Annotated in this window: 21 protein-coding genes and 1 pseudogene; 14 read left to right on the top strand and 8 right to left on the bottom strand. The window is 62.5% G+C overall.

All coding sequences use genetic code 11. The annotated features are described in order from the left end of the window. Position 1: 1 nt before the first annotated feature. Genes def (BLR85_RS04770) through fmt form a run of 3 tightly spaced genes read left to right on the top strand, consistent with a single transcriptional unit; the run spans position 2 to position 1,893 of the window. Entirely contained in the window at positions 2-496 is a 495-nt protein-coding gene (gene def, locus BLR85_RS04770; RefSeq protein WP_093150591.1) for a peptide deformylase, read from the top strand. Next, the gene (gene def, locus BLR85_RS04775; RefSeq protein WP_093150595.1) at positions 493-990 is read left to right on the top strand and encodes a peptide deformylase; all 498 of its coding nucleotides are present in this window, start codon (positions 493-495) and stop codon (positions 988-990) included. The genes def (BLR85_RS04770) and def (BLR85_RS04775) overlap by 4 nt, the downstream gene beginning before the upstream one ends. A gap of 3 nt (positions 991-993) precedes the next feature. Further along, positions 994-1,893, top strand: a complete 900-nt coding sequence (fmt, locus tag BLR85_RS04780) for a methionyl-tRNA formyltransferase (RefSeq protein WP_093150601.1) — start codon at positions 994-996, stop codon at positions 1,891-1,893. Positions 1,894-1,899: 6 nt separating this feature from the next. On the opposite strand, the gene rnhA is transcribed toward fmt, so the two are convergent. From rnhA to BLR85_RS04805, 5 genes are all read right to left on the bottom strand, one after another. Next, positions 1,900-2,352: a ribonuclease HI gene (gene rnhA / locus BLR85_RS04785; RefSeq protein WP_093150604.1), complete on the bottom strand. Its 453-nt coding sequence runs from the start codon at positions 2,350-2,352 to the stop codon at positions 1,900-1,902. Between the two features lie 39 nt (positions 2,353-2,391). Then, positions 2,392-2,985 carry a class I SAM-dependent DNA methyltransferase gene (locus BLR85_RS04790; RefSeq protein WP_093150608.1) on the bottom strand — a complete coding sequence of 198 codons (594 nt, stop codon included), beginning with the start codon at positions 2,983-2,985 and terminating at the stop codon, positions 2,392-2,394. 22 nt (positions 2,986-3,007) lie between these two features. Continuing rightward, positions 3,008-3,622 (bottom strand): LysE family translocator, encoded by a 615-nt coding sequence (locus BLR85_RS04795; protein ID WP_093150613.1) that lies wholly within the window; start codon positions 3,620-3,622, stop codon positions 3,008-3,010. Next, a complete protein-coding gene (gene ispH, locus BLR85_RS04800; protein WP_093150620.1) occupies positions 3,619-4,572 on the bottom strand; it encodes a 4-hydroxy-3-methylbut-2-enyl diphosphate reductase in 954 nt (317 codons plus the stop codon). Before ispH ends, BLR85_RS04795 begins: the two co-directional genes overlap by 4 nt. Before the next feature lie 338 nt (positions 4,573-4,910). Then, positions 4,911-5,486 carry a LabA-like NYN domain-containing protein gene (locus BLR85_RS04805; protein ID WP_068310734.1) on the bottom strand — a complete coding sequence of 192 codons (576 nt, stop codon included), beginning with the start codon at positions 5,484-5,486 and terminating at the stop codon, positions 4,911-4,913. A gap of 132 nt (positions 5,487-5,618) precedes the next feature. Between BLR85_RS04805 and folK the strand changes: the two genes are divergently transcribed. From folK to BLR85_RS04825, 4 genes are all read left to right on the top strand, one after another. Further along, a complete protein-coding gene (folK, locus tag BLR85_RS04810; protein WP_093150740.1) occupies positions 5,619-6,164 on the top strand; it encodes a 2-amino-4-hydroxy-6-hydroxymethyldihydropteridine diphosphokinase in 546 nt (181 codons plus the stop codon). Positions 6,165-6,241: 77 nt separating this feature from the next. Further along, positions 6,242-6,598 (top strand): DNA-directed RNA polymerase subunit omega, encoded by a 357-nt coding sequence (gene rpoZ, locus BLR85_RS04815; protein ID WP_093150623.1) that lies wholly within the window; start codon positions 6,242-6,244, stop codon positions 6,596-6,598. A gap of 38 nt (positions 6,599-6,636) precedes the next feature. Continuing rightward, positions 6,637-8,775, top strand: a complete 2,139-nt coding sequence (locus BLR85_RS04820; protein WP_093150628.1) for a RelA/SpoT family protein — start codon at positions 6,637-6,639, stop codon at positions 8,773-8,775. 13 nt (positions 8,776-8,788) lie between these two features. After that, positions 8,789-9,475: a DUF2062 domain-containing protein gene (locus BLR85_RS04825; RefSeq protein ID WP_093150633.1), complete on the top strand. Its 687-nt coding sequence runs from the start codon at positions 8,789-8,791 to the stop codon at positions 9,473-9,475. Between the two features lie 341 nt (positions 9,476-9,816). Here the strand turns inward: BLR85_RS04825 and BLR85_RS04830 are convergent, their stop codons facing one another. Next, the gene (locus tag BLR85_RS04830) at positions 9,817-12,165 is read right to left on the bottom strand and encodes a DNA topoisomerase IV subunit A (RefSeq protein ID WP_093150637.1); all 2,349 of its coding nucleotides are present in this window, start codon (positions 12,163-12,165) and stop codon (positions 9,817-9,819) included. A 152-nt stretch (positions 12,166-12,317) separates the two neighbouring features. On the opposite strand from BLR85_RS04830, the gene BLR85_RS04835 reads away from it, so the two are divergent. From BLR85_RS04835 to BLR85_RS04850, 4 genes are all read left to right on the top strand, one after another. Next, complete coding sequence (locus BLR85_RS04835) at positions 12,318-13,022, top strand: SH3 domain-containing protein (protein WP_093150641.1); 705 nt, start codon at positions 12,318-12,320, stop codon at positions 13,020-13,022. 65 nt (positions 13,023-13,087) lie between these two features. Then, positions 13,088-13,930 carry an SDR family oxidoreductase gene (locus tag BLR85_RS04840; protein ID WP_093150646.1) on the top strand — a complete coding sequence of 281 codons (843 nt, stop codon included), beginning with the start codon at positions 13,088-13,090 and terminating at the stop codon, positions 13,928-13,930. Positions 13,931-13,996: 66 nt separating this feature from the next. Continuing rightward, the gene (locus BLR85_RS04845) at positions 13,997-14,200 is read left to right on the top strand and encodes a twin transmembrane helix small protein (protein WP_093150650.1); all 204 of its coding nucleotides are present in this window, start codon (positions 13,997-13,999) and stop codon (positions 14,198-14,200) included. Positions 14,201-14,202: 2 nt separating this feature from the next. Further along, complete coding sequence (locus BLR85_RS04850) at positions 14,203-14,775, top strand: cob(I)yrinic acid a,c-diamide adenosyltransferase (protein ID WP_093150654.1); 573 nt, start codon at positions 14,203-14,205, stop codon at positions 14,773-14,775. Between the two features lie 2 nt (positions 14,776-14,777). Here BLR85_RS04850 and BLR85_RS04855 read toward each other — a convergent pair whose 3' ends face one another. Next, positions 14,778-15,404 (bottom strand): LysE family translocator, encoded by a 627-nt coding sequence (locus BLR85_RS04855; RefSeq protein WP_093150658.1) that lies wholly within the window; start codon positions 15,402-15,404, stop codon positions 14,778-14,780. 244 nt (positions 15,405-15,648) lie between these two features. Here BLR85_RS04855 and BLR85_RS04860 point away from each other — a divergent pair, with 244 nt between their 5' ends. Continuing rightward, positions 15,649-16,410 (top strand): electron transfer flavoprotein subunit beta/FixA family protein, encoded by a 762-nt coding sequence (locus BLR85_RS04860; RefSeq protein WP_093150662.1) that lies wholly within the window; start codon positions 15,649-15,651, stop codon positions 16,408-16,410. Then, positions 16,410-17,336 carry an FAD-binding protein gene (locus BLR85_RS04865; protein ID WP_093150666.1) on the top strand — a complete coding sequence of 309 codons (927 nt, stop codon included), beginning with the start codon at positions 16,410-16,412 and terminating at the stop codon, positions 17,334-17,336. The genes BLR85_RS04860 and BLR85_RS04865 overlap by 1 nt, the downstream gene beginning before the upstream one ends. A 53-nt stretch (positions 17,337-17,389) precedes the next feature. On the opposite strand, the gene BLR85_RS04870 is transcribed toward BLR85_RS04865, so the two are convergent. Next, a complete protein-coding gene (locus BLR85_RS04870) occupies positions 17,390-17,920 on the bottom strand; it encodes a DUF6473 family protein (protein ID WP_425284464.1) in 531 nt (176 codons plus the stop codon). Between the two features lie 32 nt (positions 17,921-17,952). On the opposite strand from BLR85_RS04870, the pseudogene BLR85_RS04875 reads away from it, so the two are divergent. Further along, positions 17,953-18,205 (top strand): annotated as a pseudogene (locus BLR85_RS04875) (IS110 family transposase); the annotation flags it as partial.

Consider the following 18,205-nt stretch of genomic DNA (forward strand, 5'->3'; position numbering starts at 1 on the left):
CATGGGGCGACTGAATATCGTCACATGGCCCGACCCGGTTCTGGCGCGCGACTGCGACCCCGTGCGCGAAATAGATGCTTCGCTGCGCCAGCTCGCCGAGGACATGCTCGCCACGCTTTATGCCGCCGAGGGGCGGGGACTGGCTGCGCCGCAAGTCGGCCGGCCGCTCCGCCTGTTCGTGATGGATACCGAGTGGAAGGAACGTGCGCCCGCGCCGCGGATCTTCATCAATCCCGAGATCACCTGGACCTCGCCGGAGACGCAGGCTTTCGAAGAAGGCTGCCTGTCGATCCCCGGCATACTGGCGCGGGTGGAACGCCCGGCGCAGATCCACATGCGCTGGACCGCGATTGACGGCTCCGCGCAGGAGGCGGACCTGCACGGGTTCGACGCCATCTGCGCGGAACACGAGCTGGACCATCTCGACGGGATCGTCACGCTCGACCGGGTGGACCGGCAAACGCGCCTTGCCCTGATCGAGGAATACAACGCATGACCGTGCGGCCCTTCGTGCCCTGGCCAGACAGGCGCCTGCGAATGGCGGCCGCGCCAGTCGGGGAGGTGACAGACGAGATCCGCGCCATCTGGACCGACATGGTCGACACGATGGAAGACATGCCCGGTCTGGGACTGGCCGCGCCGCAGATCGGGGTGATGCTGCGGCTCGCCGTCGTCGATTGCTCCGAGGAGCGGGGCAAGGCGGTGCTGCTGGCCGATCCGGAGATCGTGGAGGCCTCGCCCGAGCTGCGCGCCCATGACGAGGCGAGCCCGAACCTGCCCGGTATGCATGCGCGGCTGGAGCGGCCGGCGAAGGTGGATGTCGCCTTTACCGATTATCAGGGTGCCCTTGTAAGGCAAGTCTTCGAGGGCGTCTGGGCGACCTCGGTCCAGCACCAGATCGACCATCTGAACGGCAGGATGTATTTTGATCGGCTGAGCCGGACCAAACGCGAGATGCTGCTGAAGAAAGCACGCAAGGCAAAGGGGTAGGGGATGAAGGTCGTCTTCATGGGAACGCCGGATTTCTCCGTTCCGGCGCTGGACGCACTGCTGGAGGCCGGGCACGAGATCGTTGCGGTCTATAGCCAGCCGCCACGGCCGGCCGGTCGCGGCAAGAAGCCCCGCCCCAGCCCGGTGCAGGCCCGCGCCGAGGCGCTGGGCCTACCGGTGCGCCACCCGGTTTCGCTGCGCCCGCAGGAGGAGAAGGATGCCTTTGCCGCGCTCGGCGCCGATATTGGGGTCGTCGTGGCTTATGGGCTGATCCTGCCGCAGGCGATCCTCGATGCGCCGGCGCATGGCTGTCTCAATATCCATGCCTCACTGCTGCCGCGCTGGCGCGGAGCGGCGCCGATCCACCGGGCGATCATGGCCGGCGATGCGGAGACCGGCATCTGCATCATGCAGATGGAAGCGGGGCTCGATACCGGACCGGTGCTGCTGCGTGAGGCAACGGGGATCGGGCCGCAGGATACGACGGCGGACCTGCATGACCGGCTCTCGGCGATGGGTGGACGGATGATCGTGGCGGCACTGGCGCAGGCAGGCGCGCTTGCGCCGCAGATCCAGCCCGAAGAGGGTGTCACCTATGCCAACAAGATCGACAAGGCTGAGGCGCGGATCCACTGGAGCCAGCCCGCCGAAGCGGTGGACCGCCAGATCCGGGGCCTGTCACCTTTCCCGGGAGCATGGTGCGAGATCGCTGGCGAGCGGGTAAAGCTTCTGCGCAGTCGACTCTCGGAGGGCAACGGGGCGCCGGGCGCGGTACTGGGCGGGTTCAGGGTCGCCTGCGGCAGCGGTGCTATCGAGGTTCTCGAAGCGCAGCGACAGGGCAAGCGCCCGATGCCGGCGGAAGAGATCCTGCGCGGGCTGACTCTGCCGGCGAGGCTCGACTGATCGGGATCAAGACTTGAAAGGCGCCATCCCGGCGCGCGCCAACTCGTCGGCACGCTCGTTCTCCGGGTGACCGGCATGGCCCTTGACCCATTCCCAGGTCACATCGTGGCGAGCTTGCGCAGCGTCGAGGCGCTTCCAGAGCTCCTCGTTCTTCACCGGCTTCTTCGCGGAAGTCTTCCAGCCGTTCTTCTTCCAGCCGTGGATCCACCCGGTCACGCCGTTCTTCACATAGGCTGAATCGGTGATCACGGTAATTTTGCTCGGTCGGGTCAGGCTCTCCAGCGCGCTGATCGCGGCCAGAAGCTCCATCCGGTTATTGGTGGTTGCAGGCTCGCCGCCCGACAATTCCCGTTCCTTGACGATTGTGTCGCCATCCTTGGCCTGCAGCAGCGCGCCCCAGCCGCCCGGGCCGGGATTGCCTGAACAGGCGCCATCGGTGAATGCATATAGCTCGGTCATGCGGGGCGGATACGGGAGGTTTCGGGGCAGGGCAAGGGATCACGGCTTGCGGGCAGTTAGCACGATGAAATCATGCGACGTGCCATCGAAGCCGACATCCTCCCCGTGCTCCCGGGCGACGATTTCAAACCCGGCCGTATCGAGAAGCCCGCCGATCTCATCCTCCGTGTAGTAGGTATAAAACCGGTCCTTACCGTCGCGGGCCTCGCCGGTTCCGAGCTTCAGCGCGAGCAGGAACCACCCGCCGCAGCGCAGCGCCTCGTGCAGGGCAGCGAGATGGCCGGGCATGGCGGAGCGCGGCGCGTGTAGCAGGCTGAAATGCGCCCAGATCCCGTCATAGGCCTCGATTTCCGTGACGCTATCGAAACGCGCCACCCTCACCGTCAGCCCGTAGCGTTCGCCGGCCACCGCGGCCATGCCTTCGGAGGCGTCCAGCGCGACGACCTCCAGACCCCGTTCGATCATGCGCGCGGCCCAGTTCCCCGGCCCGCAGCCGAGATCCAGCACCCGCCCGCCCTTGGGTAACCGGTCGATGAAGGATTCAAGTCGCGGATAGGGGCGCCCGGTATCGACCAGCCGGGCATAGTCGCCGGCCTGTGTGTCGTAGACGGAGAGGGTGCGCTTGTCGCTCATTCTTCCAGGGCCCTCGCGGATGTTACGCCCGCTCCAGCGCCAGGCGCAGACCGAGGGCCGCAAAGATCGCGGCAAAGGAACGGTTGAGCCAGCGCATGGCTTTCTCGCTCGACAGGACGGCATCGCGCGCGGCGGCAGCAAAGATGCCGTAGCCGACAAAGACAACGAAGGTCATGAGCATGAACACCGCGCCAAGCAACATCATTTCGCCATTCGCCGCCAGCGGATTGCCCGACAGGAAGGGCGGCAAAAGGGCGAGGAAGAAAATCGAGAGTTTCGGGTTCAGGATGTTGATGAGCGCACCACGCCGGGCGATGGCCCAGGGCTGCGGTTTGCCCTGGCTGGGCGATATTGCCAGCGTGCCACCGGAGCGGAGGGCTTGCCAGGCGAGCCAGAGAAGGTAGGCGACGCCGGCGAACTTCACCGCCTGGAACAGAATGGCCGAGGTATGCAGAACCGCTGCCAGCCCGAGAATCGCGGCTGTCAGGTGAGGCAGGATCCCGACATTGCATCCCAGGGCGGCCCAAACAGACGCGCGGCGCCCTTGTCCCAGCCCGATGGCAAGCGTGTAGATGACGCCCGTTCCCGGTGCGATCACGACCACGAAAGCAGTCAGAAGGAATTGCAGCGAGATCATTTGGCGGCTTCCCGGAGGACGCGCGGCACCTTGAACTCCACCCTTTCGATGGCGGTTTCCACCTGCTCGACGGAGACCTCGTAACGCTCGGAGAAAGCATCGATTACCTCGCGCACCAGCACTTCCGGGGCCGAGGCGCCGGCGGTGATGCCAAGCGTCGTGATCCCTTCCAGGGCCCGCCAGTCGATGTCGCCGGCTCGCTGTACGAGTTGCGAGTAATCGCAACCAGCCCGTGCGCCGACTTCGACCAGCCGGCGTGAATTCGATGAGTTCGGCGCGCCGATCACCAGGATTGCGTCAACCATGGGTGCCATCGCCTTGACCGCCTCCTGCCGGTTGGTCGTAGCGTAGCAGATATCCTCCTTGTGCGGTCCGATGATGGCGGGAAATCGGGCTTGAAGCGCGGCGACCACTCCGGCGGTGTCGTCGATGGAGAGAGTCGTCTGGGTGACATAGGCGAGGCGCTCCGGGTCGCGCACGTCGAGCGTGGCCACATCCGCGACCGTTTCCACAAGCAATACGTCGCCGTCGGACAACTGGCCCATGGTGCCGATGGTCTCGGGATGGCCGGCATGGCCGATCATAACGATCTGAAGACCTTCCTCCGCATGCCGCTCGGCCTCGATATGCACCTTGCTGACCAAGGGGCAGGTCGCATCGACAAACACCATCTCCCGCCGCTCCGCCTCGGCCGGGACCGCTTTCGGTACCCCGTGGGCAGAGAAGATCACCGGCCGGTCCGTCGGGCACTCGTCGAGTTCTTCGACAAAGACGGCCCCCTTGTCGCGCAGTCCGTCAACGACGAAGCGGTTATGAACGATCTCGTGGCGGACAAAGACGGGCGCGCCCCATTTCTCGAGTGCCATCTCGACAATTTTGATGGCCCGGTCCACGCCGGCACAGAAGCCGCGCGGCGCAGCGAGATACAGAGTCAGGGCAGGTTTGGTCATGGGCACCTCCGGAGGTCAGGGGTAAGGCTTGGGCGCGGAGGCGTCCAGCGGAGAAATCGCAGCCTGTAACTGTTTGTGTGGGGTGAAGGGGGGGCGTCGCCCCCCACGCTCATGCGAGTGCTCCCCCCAGGATATTTGAGGAAAGAGGATCGGATATTTCCTCTACCATGATCTTTCCCAAAATATCCCCGACGGAGGCACGATCCCAAGGATCGTTCACGCGCGCAAAGCGCGCGCTGCCGAATGCCCAATATCCCCGAGGAATTAGAAGCGTTATAAAACGCGAAACGGCCCGCCAATAGGCAGACCGCTTGTTCCGTTCCAAAACGCAGGGCGGGTCAGTCGCGTGCGAACTCTTCGGTGCGCATCTGTTCCGGGCGGGGTTCGCGGGGCGGCCGGCCGATCACGTCTTTCAACTCGTCCAGCTCGATGAAGTTGTCGGCCTGGCGGCGCAGTTCGTCGGCGATCATCGGCGGCTGGCTGCGGATCGTGGAGACCACGGAGACCCGTACGCCGGAGCGCTGCAGGCTTTCGACCAGCGGGCGGAAGTCGCCATCGCCCGAGAACAGCACGATGTGGTCGACATGCGGCGCGAGTTCCATGGCATCGACCGTCAGCTCGATATCCATGTTGCCCTTCACCTTTCGGCGACCCTGGCTGTCGATATATTCCTTGGCCGGCTTGGTCACCATGGTGAAGCCGTTGTAGTGGAGCCAGTCCACCAGGGGCCGTATTGGAGAGTAGTCGTCGTTTTCCAGAAGTGCCGTGTAGTAGAACGCTCGAAGAAGCTTGCCGCGGCGCATGAATTCCTGCCGGAGAAGCTTGTAGTCGATGTCGAAGCCCAGGGCTTTCGCGGCGGCATAAAGATTCGAGCCGTCAATGAAGAGCGCAAGGCGTTCATCCCTGTAGAACATAAAATATCCTTTCGGTATACCGCGCGGACATGTGAGTGGTTGAGTGGATAACGTCCGCTGCGGAAAACGACTAAAAAAGGAAAAACCACTGTGCTGCAAGGTATATCACGTCATAATTCCGATACAAAGGCCGTGATTGCCCTAGGGTCGAATGTCGCATCCACGACGCTTTCCAGCGGAGGGCTTGTCAAGGCGGCTTTTTCTGCAGTCGAGAACGACTCGGTTCGGCTCGTTTCCGCCAGCCGCCTCTATGCCACGCCTTGTGTCCCGGAAGGCGCCGGTCCCGATTATGTCAACGCGGTGGCGGTGGTGGAGACGGATCTTTCGGCCGAGGCCCTGCTCGCTCGGCTGCACGAAATCGAAAAGGAGTTCGAGCGCAGGCGGGAGGGACGCTGGGCGTCACGGACACTCGATCTCGACCTGCTGGATCATGGCGGGCACGTCGCGCCGAACCTGGAGACATGGCAGCAGTGGCACGACTTGCCGTTTGAGCAGCAGAAAACCCTGTTTCCCGACTGTATGATCCTGCCCCATCCGCGCATCCAGGACCGGGCTTTCGTTCTTGTTCCTCTCGTCGAAATCGCACCAGACTGGCGCCATCCGGTCCTGCGACGCAGTGCGCGCGAACTTCTCGCGGAATTGACAGAGGATCAACTTGCCGGCATTCGTGCCATCTGAATCGAGCGAATCCCTTGCACTCCGTGGTAAGGGGATGTATCAGACACGCTCGCACCCCTGGCAAGCTGGAGTTCCCTATGGCCCGCGTGACCGTAGAAGATTGTGTTGACAAGGTTCCGAACCGTTTCGAGCTCGTGATGCTCGCCGCGCATCGTGCGCGCGAGATCTCGTCGGGTTCCGAGATCACCGTGGACCGGGACAACGACAAGAACCCGGTCGTCGCCCTGCGCGAAATTGCGGAAGAAACGCAGCTTTCCGGCAATCTACGCGAGCGCATGATCGAGGCAAACCAGACCCAGATCGAGGTCGATGAGCCCGAAGAAGATTCCATGGCACTGCTGATGGGCGCCGAGACTCCGGATCGTCCCGAGCCGGACGAAATGGACGAGGAAAAGATGCTGCGCGCTCTCATGGAAGCGCAGGAGCCGCGGTAAGACGCCACGAAATGGCATTGTGACGAGCTTGTCCGCGCATGATTGATGTCGAAGACCTTGTCGCGCTCGTTACTGCCTATAACCCGCGCAGCGACACCGGGAAGATCCGGGAGGCCTACGCCTTCGGACAGGAAATGCACGAGGGTCAGAACCGGCATTCGGGCGAGCCTTATTTCACCCATCCGGTCGCTGTTGCCGCGCTTCTGACCGAGCAGCGGCTCGATGATGCGACGATCATCACCGCGCTTCTGCACGACACCGTCGAGGATACCCGCGCCTCCTATGTCGATGTCGAACGGCGCTTTGGCCGCGATGTGGCCGAACTGGTGGATGGCGTCACCAAGCTGACCAACCTGCAATTGTCGAGTTCGGAGACCAAGCAGGCGGAAAACTTCCGCAAACTGCTGATCGCCATGTCCAAGGATCTTCGCGTGATCCTGGTCAAGCTTGCCGACCGGCTGCACAACATGCGGACGATCAAGTACCAGCGGCAGGAAAAGCAGATCCAGAAATCCCGCGAGACAATGGATATCTATGCCCCTCTGGCCGGCCGCATGGGTATGCAATGGATGCGTGAGGAGTTGGAGGACCTGGCCTTCCGTGTCCTCAACCCGGAGGGGCGTTCCTCCATTATCCGCCGTTTCATCACCCTGCAGCGCGAGACCGGCGACGTGATCCACAAGATCACCCACGATATGCGGTTGGAACTGGACAAGGTCGGCATCGAGGCCGACGTGTTCGGCCGGGCCAAGAAACCCTACTCGATCTGGCGGAAGATGCAGGAGAAGGGACTCGGCTTCTCGCGCCTGTCGGATATCTACGGCTTCCGCGTGATCACCGAAGATGTGCAGGACTGCTACCGCGTGCTTGGAGCGATCCATCAGCGCTGGAAGGCGGTTCCGGGGCGGTTCAAGGACTATATCAGCCAGCCGAAATCCAACGGCTACCGCTCTATCCACACCACGGTTTCGGGGCGCGACGGCAAGCAGGTGGAAATCCAGATTCGCACCCGCCAGATGCACGAGGTCGCCGAATCCGGCGTTGCCGCGCATTGGTCCTATCGCGACGGTGTGCGGGCCGAGAACCCCTTCGCGGTGGATCCGGCCGAGTGGATCTCGACCCTCTCGGAGCGGTTCAGCGAAAGCGACAACATCGATTTCCTCGAGCATATGAAGCTCGAGATGTATTCCGACCAGGTCTTTTGCTTCACGCCCAAGGGCGACGTGATCAAGCTGCCCAAGGGGGCGACCCCGCTCGATTATGCTTATGGCATCCACACGCGGATCGGCGACAAATGCGTCGGCGCCAAGATCGACGGTGTGCGCGTGCCACTCTGGACCCGTCTCAAGAACGGTCAGTCGGTGGAAATCATTACCGCCGAGGGGCAGCGTCCGCAGGCGACATGGCTTGATATCGTGGTGACCGGTCGGGCGAAATCCGCCATTCGCCGCTCCCTGCGCGAGGAAAACCGCGAGCGGTATATCAAGCTTGGCTCGGAACTGGCGCGGGTTGCCTTCGAGCATATCGGAAAGATCTCCACACCCAAGGCGTTGCAGACGGCGGCAAAACAGCTTGGGTTGCAGGATCACAAGGAGTTGCTTGCGCGGCTCGGATCGGCGGAACTCACCGCGCGCGACGTTGTCTCGACGCTCTATCCCGAACTGGCCGCCCGCGAAGGCGAAGAGGTCGAAAGGGAACGTGCCGTTCTCGGCCTCGCGGCGGATCAGACTCCAACCCGCGGCAAATGCTGTCAACCGGTTCCCGGCGAGCGGATCGTTGGCATCACCTATCGCGGCCAGGGGGTCGTGGTGCATGCCATCGACTGTCCGACCCTGGTCGAACTGGAAGACCAGCCCGACCGTTGGGTCGATCTGCATTGGCATTCGGGGTTGCACCCGGCCGTCTATACGGTGACGCTGGAAATGACGATCAGCAACGACGCTGGTGTGCTGGGTCGAATCTGCACATTGATCGGGGAGCAGAAGGCCAATATCTCGAACCTGGAATTCGTGGACAGAAAACCGGACTATTATCGCCTCGAAATCGACGTGGACCTGCGCGATGTCGAACATCTTCATATGGTCATGACGGCGTTGGAGGCGGATAACGATGTGGCGATGGTCCAACGTCTCCGGAATGCCGATCGCAAGACGCAGGGCCTTGCGGAATTCGAGTGAAAGGTCGTGAGGCGTGGTCTTCAAGCGACGTGACAGACGTAGCTGGCTACGGATCGTGGGCGAAAGCCTCTGGCCACGCGGTGGCTGGGGGCGTGCTGCGATCTATGTCAAGCATCGTATCCGCCGCTTGCCCGACAAGCCGCACCGAATCGCGCGCGGCATCTTTGCAGGGGTCTTCGTCTCCTTCACGCCCTTTTACGGCTTTCACTTCCTGACAGCCTATATCGTCGCGAAAACAGTTGGTGGGAACATTTTGGCCGCGATCCTGGCCACATTCTTTGGCAATCCCATCACGTTCCCCTTCATCGCCGCCATCGCGCTCAAGATGGGGTATTGGATCCTGGACCTGGAAATCGCGCCACATGTGGCCGCGCGCCTTCACGAGGGGGGCGCCGAGGAAATGAGCGCAAGCCTGATGGAGAAGTTTTCCGGCGCCTTCGCCGACCTCTGGGCCAATTTCCTGACGTTTTTCAACGGCGAAGTCGCCAATTGGCATCGGCTCGATGTCTTCTTCGAAGAGGTCTTCCTGCCGTTTCTCGTTGGCGGGATCATTCCCGGAATCATCGTCGGCCTCATCGCCTATCACATCACACTGCCGCTGATCACAGCCTATCAGAACCGCCGCCAGATGCGGCTTCAGCGCAAGATCAAGGAACTCCAGGCCGCCGGCCAGCCGAAGATCTCCGAGCCCGGGCATTGAGCACCTGCCGGTGCAAATTCCTCGAGAAATGGCTGAAATTGCGTTTTCCCACCTCACGGCCTCGCCTGCTACGCAAATTCAGACACGCGATGTCTCCGCTTTTCCCAAAGCGCCATAAAGACCCTTTTGCCTCCGGTGGGGATATTTTCTGTCAGAAGAAAACAGGCGCGCCCGGGTCCGGGCCGCGGAACCGGGCGTCTTCTCCTGACACGGCCATCGGCGTCCCCGCCTGTGCCGTGGACCTACCTTCACGTGTCTCGGTTAATTTCCGGTTTTCTTCTGACCGGAAATATCCCGGGGGAGGCGCGGCTTGCCGCGACGGGGGCAGCGCCCCCACTTGCTCAGGAAAACTGGTTGTCGCGCGGGAAGCCGTAGGGCGGCTGACGGCCGACGCCGGCGCGCTTGCCGATGTAAGGCGAAAGATCCTTCTCGTGGCGTGTCTGGCCATTCGGCATAAGCCATTTCAGGCCGGCCTCCACGTAGAACGTCGTGATATCCGACAGCCCGCCATCCAGTTCCAACATGCCCTGCCGACCGCGGGTCTGGTTGTATTTCTGGATCCGAACTCCCTTGCCTCTGGTCATCTCGGGCAACTCATCGACCGGGAAAATCAGGAATTTCCGGTTCTTCGAGATTACCGCGACATGGTCGCCTTCGACCGGTTTGCAGATATGCGCGCTTACCTCGCCCTTCACGTTCAGCACCTGCTTGCCTGAGCGCGTTTGGGCGAGCACCTCATCGGAGGGAACCACGAAGCCATCGCCCGCCGTCGAGGCCACGAGCAGGCGCGTGCCCGCGCGGTGAATCATCAGCGAGACGATCTCTGCCTCGTTGGGCAGATCCACCATGAGCCGCACCGGTTCGCCCATGCCGCGCCCACCGGGAAGCTGGGAGGCGGACAGCGTGTAGAAGCGGCCATTGCTGCCAAAGACCAGCAGGCGATCAGTCGTTTCGGCGTGGAACAGGAACCGGCCTTCGTCGCCATCCTTGAATTTCAGCTCCGAATCCAAGGCGATATGGCCCTTCATGGCCCGGATCCAGCCCATCTTGGAGCAGACGACCGTAATTGGTTCGCGGTCGATCATCGCTTCGAGGGGAACCTCGGACACCTCGACGGCCTGGGCGAATTGTGTGCGGCGCTCGCCGCCGGGGACCTTCTTGCCGAACTTGGCGCGAACCTCTTTCAACTCCTCGCCAATGCGGGTCCATTGCAGGTCCTCGCTGTCGAGCAGGTCCTGCAGGCCGGCCCGTTCTTCCAGAAGCGCTTCCTGCTCGGAGAGGAGTTCCATCTCCTCCAGCTTGCGCAAGCTGCGCAGCCGCATGTTCAGGATCGCCTCGGCCTGCACATCGGAGAGCGATCCCTCGTCGCCCTCGGCCAGCGGGGCAGGGGGCACGTAATCGGCCTCCGACATCGCGCGCGGGAAGGTGCCGCCCCAGCGTTCGCGCATCAGCGCGTCCTTGGGCGAGGCGTCATAGCGGATGATATCGATCACGCGGTCGAGATTGAGGAAGGCGATGATGAAGCCTTCGAGCACTTCGAGCCGGTGGTCGATCTTTTCCATCCGGTGCTGCGCGCGCCGGATAAGCACCTCTCGGCGGTGATCGAGGAAGGCGCGCAGCACCTCCTTGAGCGAGCAGACCTTGGGCGTGCGCCCGTCGATCAGCACGTTCATGTTCATCGAGAAACGGCTTTCGAGATCCGAGCTGCGAAACAGCATGTTCATCAGCACATCCGCTTCCACGTTGCGCGAACGCGGCTCCAGCACAATGCGGATATCTTCGGCGCTCTCGTCGCGCACATCGCCCAGGATCGGGACCTTCTTGGTCTGGATCAGCTCGGCAATTTTCTCGATCAGCTTGGACTTCTGCACCTGGTAAGGGATCTCGGTGACCACGATCTGCCACTGGCCGCGGCCGATCTCCTCGATCTCCCAACGCGAGCGCAGGCGGAACGCCCCGCGCCCGGTGCGATAGGCCTCGGCGATGTTCTCTGGCGGCTCGACGATCACACCGCCGGTCGGGAAATCCGGGCCCGGGATGTAGTTGAGCAGCGTCTCGTCGCGCGCGTCCGGCGTTTTGATCAGGTGCAGGCAGGCCTGGACCAGTTCGTCGAGATTGTGCGGCGGGATGTTGGTGGCCATGCCGACCGCGATCCCGCTCGATCCGTTGGCGAGCAGGTTCGGGAAAGAGGCCGGCAGCACTTCGGGTTCTGTGAGCGTGCCGTCATAGTTTTCGCGGAAATCGACGGAGTTCTCGGTCAGCCCTTCCAGCAGCGCCTCGGAAGCGCCGGTCAGCCGGGCCTCGGTGTAGCGCGAGGCGGCGGGGTTGTCGCCGTCGATATTGCCGAAATTGCCCTGGCCGTCGACCAGCGGGTAGCGGATAACGAAATCCTGAGCGAGCCGCGCCATCGCGTCATAAATCGCCGCGTCGCCGTGGGGGTGATAGTTGCCCATCACGTCGCCGGAGATCTTGGCCGATTTCCGATAGGCCCCGGTCGATGTCAGCCGCAGCTCGCGCATGGCGTAGAGAATGCGCCGATGCACGGGCTTGAGCCCGTCGCGGGCATCGGGGAGCGCGCGGTGCATGATCGTGGAAAGCGCATAGGTCAGGTAGCGTTCGCCGATCGCCCGGCGCAACGGTTCGGCGGTCTCTTTCGGGGTCATCTTGGGGTCGTTTGCGTCGTCGCTCATGAAGGGTGTGTATCCAAGCAGGCAGGGGCGAACAAGCGCGACGCGTCGTAGAAATTGCCTCTCGGTGCGCTATCTTCTGGATGAATGTGTTATTATCTAAATCCAAAGTTTTTTGTTGCTGATTCTCTTGTGTGTTTCCAGGGAGGTGTTCGATGCTCGGACGTTATATTGCAGGGACATTGCTGGTCCTCGGGGTTGCTATGATGGTGGCGCCCGATACCCCTGAAAAGAAATCCGCCGTTACCGTTGCCAGGACAGAAACCTCGCCGGTAGCGCTTGCTACGGCCGAGCCCGAGGCGATGGCCGCAGCGGTGCGTAATTCCTCCGACAGCATGGCCGAACGTCCGGCCCCGATTCAGGCGCCGGTAAGCGATCCGGAACCCACGGCCATCCAGGCCGGTGTGCACGCTGCTCTCGCGCAGGCTCTCGCGCTCGACGCGACGGAGACATCCGCAGAAGCGCCGCTGGAACCTGCGGGTGAGCTTGTGCCGGTGGCCGAAGCACCGCTTCCGGCAGAGACCGAGGCCGATACCGCGCTTCTCGCGGGCCTGACGCTGGACATGGACGCCTCGACCGAACCCTTCCTGCGTTTGCCAGGGCAAGCCGCCGCAACTGCCACCCAGTCGGATACGCTGGCCGAGCGGAACGGGCGCATGATGTTTGTGACCGGCACACGGGTGAATGTGCGCGCTGGCCCATCCACGCAGTATCGTGTCGTGGACACGGTGGCCTATGGCGACTCGGTGGAACTGGTTGCCTATGAGGGTGACGGTTGGGCACGCATTCGTATTGGAAATAGCGACATGGTCGGTTTCATGTCGCGCAATTTCCTCGACAACGAGTTGTCCGGCGGCTGATCCAAGACAGGTTGAACACCTTGGTCTGAAAAGGCAGTAGGGGGCAAATAATCAAAGGCCCCCTCATGACTGGCATCCCATCGCAGAAAACCATTCTTATCACTGGATGTTCCTCCGGGATCGGCCATGACGCGGCGCACGGGCTCAAGGAGCGCGGATGGCGTGTTTTTGCTACATGCCGCCGGGATGAAGATGTCGAACGCCTGAAAGGCGAAGGGCTGGAAAGCCTTCGGCTCGATTACGCGAATCGCGACTCCATCACGGCCTGTGTCGCGAGCGTCCTGGATCGCACCGGCGGGCGGCTCGACGCGCTCTACAATAACGGCGCCTTCGCGCTGCCCGGTGCGCTTGAGGATTTGCCGACGGACGGGCTGCGTTCGCTCTTCGAGGCCAATTTCTTTGGCTGGCACGAACTCACGCGTCAAGTGATCCCGGCGATGCGCGCGCAGGGCCATGGGCGTATCGTACAGTGTTCCTCCGTGCTGGGGCTGGTGCCGATGAAATGGCGCGGTGCCTATGTCTCGTCGAAATACGCGCTGGAGGGTTTGACCGACGTTTTGCGCCTGGAGATGGCCGATACGGGGATCAAGGTGATCCTGATCGAACCGGGGCCGGTGACGTCGAAACTCCGGATCAACGCCATCCCGCATTTCGAACGCTGGATCGACTGGCGTGCCTCGCCGCGGGCCGAACAATACGAGAAGAGCCTGCTCAAGCGCCTCTACGAGGAGCGCGGCCCGGACCGGTTCGAACTGCCGGCCGCGGCGGTGACGGCGAAACTCCTGCGCGCGCTGGAAGACCGCAACCCCGCGCCGCGCTATTACGTGACCACGCCCACCTATATCATGGGTGCGCTGCGGCGGGTCCTGCCGACGCGGGCGCTGGACGCGATCATCCAGAAAGGCTGAATCGGGCTTCGCAATCCTGCCCCGAGGGGCTATGTCGTGCCGTAGGTCCAAAGGGGGAGAGACCCGATGCTATCCGATCCGCTCTTCATACTCTCCGCGGCGGCGGTCCTGGTCGTGCTCTTCATCCTGTTGACAGGCATCGGCGGTTTCGCCCGCGGCGGCGATTTCAACCGCAAACATGCCAATCGGATCATGCGCTATCGCATCGTCGCCCAGTTCGTGGCGATCCTGATAATTCTTCTCGTTGTCTGGCTTCGCCGGGGAGGTTGAAAATGGTTGTTCTGAACAAAATCTACACGCGCACCGGCGACGGCGGCGACACGGCGCTCGGCAATGGCGAGCGCGTGGCCAAGCATTCGGCGCGGGTTAATGCCTATGGCACGGTCGATGAGTGCAACGCGACGCTCGGCCTGGCGCGGCTCCACGCGGAAGGCGAAATAGACGAGCGCCTCGCAGCGATCCAGAACGACCTGTTCGACCTCGGCGCCGATCTCTGCCGCCCCGACATGGATAAGGATGCCACGGCGGAATACCCGCCGCTGCGCATGGTTCCGTCCCAGGTCGAGCGGCTGGAGGCCGAAATTGACGCGATGAATGCCGACCTGAGGCCGCTGCGCAGCTTCATCCTGCCCGGCGGCTCGCCCCTCGCGGCCCATCTGCATCTGTGCCGGACGGTGTCGCGCCGCGCCGAGCGGCTTGCGGTAGAGCTTTCCACCGTCGAGGCGGTCAACCCGGCCGCCATCAAGTATCTCAATCGCCTGTCGGATTGGTTCTTCGTGGCCGCACGTGTTGCCAATGAGAATGGCACGGCGGATGTGCTCTGGGTGCCGGGCGCGAACCGCTGACTTTAGCGCGACGAGACGGCGAGGCCGCCCGCCAGCAGGACGAAGATCGATCCGGCGACCCGGTTCAGCATGCGCTGCGCGTGCGCGGATTTTCGTAGCCAGTTGCCGAGCCTTCCGGCGGTCAGCGCGATCGCCGCGAAGACGGGCATGGCTGAGGCCACGAATACCGCGCCCAGCAGCAGCATTTGCGGCACGATCGCGCCGCGCGCGGGATCGGTGAATTGCGGCAGGAAGGCGAGAAAGAAGATCGCAACCTTCGGATTGGTCAGGTTCATGACGATGCCACGGGTGAACAACTGTCTGGCCGTCAGGCGAGGGCTGACGGTTTCTCCAAGATCTTGCGCTCCTGCTCGAAAGGCTCCCCAGGCGAGATAGAGCAGATAGGCGATCCCCGCCGTCTTGAGCACGCTGAAAGCAAGCGCCGAGGCCTGAAAGATCGCCGCCACGCCCAGCGAAACCGCCGTGGTGTGAACGATGATGCCGCAGCAAAGCCCTAGCGTTACCAGAAGCCCTTCGCGCCAGCCGAAAAGGGCCGATTGCGTGAGCACGAAGATATTGTCCGACCCCGGCGCAAGGGCGAGCAGGATCGACGTCACCGCGAAGACCGAAAGAATATCGAGAGGGATCATGGTGGCTCCGAAAATACCGGTGCAAGCTAAATTTTTAGTTCCGGTGCAGCAAGTCCGTTTCACCCTCTGGAACGGAGTGGTAACGAAACAATGTTACGCACCGCGACCAAAGAACGCGGCGTCCGGAACCGCTTTGGCGTCGTTTTTATGCTGTTGCAGCATGAGACCCTCCGCTAAGCAATAATGCGATAGAACCGGAATGAAACCGTCGGCCTGTGCAGCCGACCAGAAAGGAGACACGTGAATGAAGGTCCTCGTACCCGTCAAGCGCGTGATCGACTACAACGTGAAAGTCCGCGTGAAGGCGGATGGCACGGGCGTCGATCTGGCCAACGTGAAGATGTCGATGAACCCCTTTGACGAAATCGCAGTCGAGGAGGCCATCCGCCTCAAGGAAGCCGGCAAGGCAACGGAGATCGTCGCGGTTTCCATCGGTGTCAAGCAATCCCAGGAAACCCTGCGCACGGCCCTCGCCATGGGCGCCGACCGCGCGATCCTGGTCGAGGCCGCCGATGACGTGCATACCGATATCGAGCCCCTCGCCGTCGCAAAGATCCTCAAAGGCATCGTCGATGAAGAGCAGCCCGGCCTCGTGATCTGCGGCAAGCAGGCGATCGACAACGACCTGAATGCCACCGGCCAGATGCTCGCCGCTCTGCTCGGCTGGTCGCAGGCGACCTTTGCCTCCGAAGTGGACGTCGATGGCGATTTTGCTGTCGTTTCCCGCGAAGTTGATGGCGGTCTGCAGACTATCAAGGTCAAGACCCCGACGGTTCTGACCGTCGATCTGCGCCTGAACGAACCGCGTTACGCGTCGCTGCCCAATATCATGAAGGCGAAGAAGAAGCCGCTCGATATCAAGACGCCCGCCGATTACGGCGTCGACACCACGCCGCGGCTGGAAATCGTCAAGACCTCCGAACCCGAAGCTCGCAAGGCCGGGGTGATCGTTGGCTCCGTGGACGAGCTGATTGCGAAACTCAAAGACGAAGCGGGGGTTCTCTGATGGCTGTTCTTCTTCTCGCTGAAGTGCACGGCGCCGAGCTTGCGCTGGATGCCACCGCCAAGGCCGTAACCGCTGCCAAGTCCCTGGGGGACGTGACCGTCCTGTGCGCCTCCGCCGGTTGCGGCGGGGCCGCCGAGGCTGCCGCCAAGATCGATGGCGTAGCCAAGGTGCTCTGCGCCGATGACGCGGCCTATGGAAACGGTCTGGCCGAGCCGATCGCCGCCCTGGTTGTGTCGCTCGCCGGGAACTATTCCCACATTGTCGCCCCCGCCACGGCCTCGGCCAAGAACATCCTGCCGCGCATCGCGGCGCTGCTCGATGTCATGGTGATCTCCGACATCACGGCCGTCGTCGATGCGGACACGTTCGAGCGCCCGATCTATGCCGGCAACGCGATCCAGACGGTGAAATCCCGGGATGCGACCAAGGTCGTCTCCGTCCGGACCGCGAATTTCGAAGCTGCTGGCGAAGGCGGCTCCGCCGCCGTTGAGGCGGCTGCGGTTGCGGGCAATCCGGGCCTGTCCGAATGGGTCGAGGACAAGGTTGCCGCTTCCGACCGTCCGGAACTGACCTCCGCTGGCGTGGTCGTCTCCGGTGGCCGCGGTGTCGGCTCCGAAGAGGACTTCAAGATGATCGAAGCGCTGGCCGACAAGCTCGGCGCTGCCGTCGGTGCCTCTCGTGCCGCTGTCGACTCGGGCTACGCCCCGAACGACTGGCAGGTTGGCCAGACTGGCAAGGTCGTCGCCCCGGAGCTCTACATTGCCGTCGGCATTTCCGGTGCCATCCAGCACCTTGCAGGCATGAAGGACTCCAAGGTCATCGTCGCCATCAACAAGGACGAAGAGGCGCCGATCTTCCAGGTGGCCGATTACGGCCTCGTCGCGGACCTGTTTGCCGCCGTTCCGGAGCTGACGGAAAAGCTCTGATCGTTCCGAACAGTACGGAAAATGGGAAGGCCCGCCAATTGGCGGGCCTTTTCTTACGCGAAATAGGGTTCCAGAAGCTCTGTCAGCTTTCGCGTGGCAGCGTCATGCACCTCGATGCCCGGCATTTGCATGGCCACCGGTGCCTCCAGTTCCGAGAAGACCATGCCTTCGGTGCGCGTGCCCCGAATGCCCGGATCGTAGACAACCTCGACACAGTCTTCGATGTGGTCGTCGAGCGCGTCGATCATGCCCCTGTCCACATAGAGCGGATCATTCCCATAGCTCGCCAGTACACCCTGCGCTTCCTCGGGGCGGTGATCCGCGATCCAGAGCAGGATTTTTGGCCCATCGATCCTGCCCAGAAGGCTGCGCATCCGGGCGACCCAGGCGGCACGCAGTTCCTGGATCACGAGCTCGAGACGCTTCTCGCAGCGAAGCTGCAAAGCGCTCATCAGGTGCCGCGTGAACGCGAACTCGGTAAAATCCACCTCTCGGAACACGGTCTGCATCAATGTCGAGGGACCGACAAAGCGGATGAGGTGGATGGCTCCTGCTCCACCGGCATCGAACGTGCCAAAGTGCAGTTGTCATCGACTGCGAGGAAAGGAGCCATCCAATGACAGTAAAGACGGTGGGCCTGGATTTGGCCAAGGACGTTTTTCAGGTGCACTGCGTTTCGGCTACCGGGCGTAAGATCATCAACAAGAAAATCAAACGCGCGAAGCTGCTCGCCTTCTTCGAGACATTGCCACGCTGTGTGGTTGGAATGGAGGCTTGCGGTTCAGCCCATCACTGGGGTCGCGAACTGCGCAAGCTTGGCCATGATGTTCGGCTCATGCCGGCGGCCTATGTCAAACCTTATGTGAAGC

It is taken from the genome of Aliiruegeria lutimaris, assembly GCF_900099935.1.
Classification (GTDB): domain Bacteria; phylum Pseudomonadota; class Alphaproteobacteria; order Rhodobacterales; family Rhodobacteraceae; genus Tropicimonas; species Tropicimonas lutimaris.

Coding starts and splice junctions, on each gene's coding strand:
- def (WP_093150591.1), top strand. CDS start 2: ATGGGGCGACTGAATATCGTCACATGGCCCGACCCGGTTCTGGCGCGC.
- def (WP_093150595.1), top strand. CDS start 493: ATGACCGTGCGGCCCTTCGTGCCCTGGCCAGACAGGCGCCTGCGAATG.
- fmt (WP_093150601.1), top strand. CDS start 994: ATGAAGGTCGTCTTCATGGGAACGCCGGATTTCTCCGTTCCGGCGCTG.
- rnhA (WP_093150604.1), bottom strand. CDS start 2,352: ATGACCGAGCTATATGCATTCACCGATGGCGCCTGTTCAGGCAATCCC.
- BLR85_RS04790 (WP_093150608.1), bottom strand. CDS start 2,985: ATGAGCGACAAGCGCACCCTCTCCGTCTACGACACACAGGCCGGCGAC.
- BLR85_RS04795 (WP_093150613.1), bottom strand. CDS start 3,622: ATGATCTCGCTGCAATTCCTTCTGACTGCTTTCGTGGTCGTGATCGCA.
- ispH (WP_093150620.1), bottom strand. CDS start 4,572: ATGACCAAACCTGCCCTGACTCTGTATCTCGCTGCGCCGCGCGGCTTC.
- BLR85_RS04805 (WP_068310734.1), bottom strand. CDS start 5,486: ATGTTCTACAGGGATGAACGCCTTGCGCTCTTCATTGACGGCTCGAAT.
- rpoZ (WP_093150623.1), top strand. CDS start 6,242: ATGGCCCGCGTGACCGTAGAAGATTGTGTTGACAAGGTTCCGAACCGT.
- BLR85_RS04820 (WP_093150628.1), top strand. CDS start 6,637: ATGATTGATGTCGAAGACCTTGTCGCGCTCGTTACTGCCTATAACCCG.
- BLR85_RS04830 (WP_093150637.1), bottom strand. CDS start 12,165: ATGAGCGACGACGCAAACGACCCCAAGATGACCCCGAAAGAGACCGCC.
- BLR85_RS04835 (WP_093150641.1), top strand. CDS start 12,318: ATGCTCGGACGTTATATTGCAGGGACATTGCTGGTCCTCGGGGTTGCT.
- BLR85_RS04840 (WP_093150646.1), top strand. CDS start 13,088: ATGACTGGCATCCCATCGCAGAAAACCATTCTTATCACTGGATGTTCC.
- BLR85_RS04845 (WP_093150650.1), top strand. CDS start 13,997: ATGCTATCCGATCCGCTCTTCATACTCTCCGCGGCGGCGGTCCTGGTC.
- BLR85_RS04850 (WP_093150654.1), top strand. CDS start 14,203: ATGGTTGTTCTGAACAAAATCTACACGCGCACCGGCGACGGCGGCGAC.
- BLR85_RS04855 (WP_093150658.1), bottom strand. CDS start 15,404: ATGATCCCTCTCGATATTCTTTCGGTCTTCGCGGTGACGTCGATCCTG.
- BLR85_RS04860 (WP_093150662.1), top strand. CDS start 15,649: ATGAAGGTCCTCGTACCCGTCAAGCGCGTGATCGACTACAACGTGAAA.
- BLR85_RS04865 (WP_093150666.1), top strand. CDS start 16,410: ATGGCTGTTCTTCTTCTCGCTGAAGTGCACGGCGCCGAGCTTGCGCTG.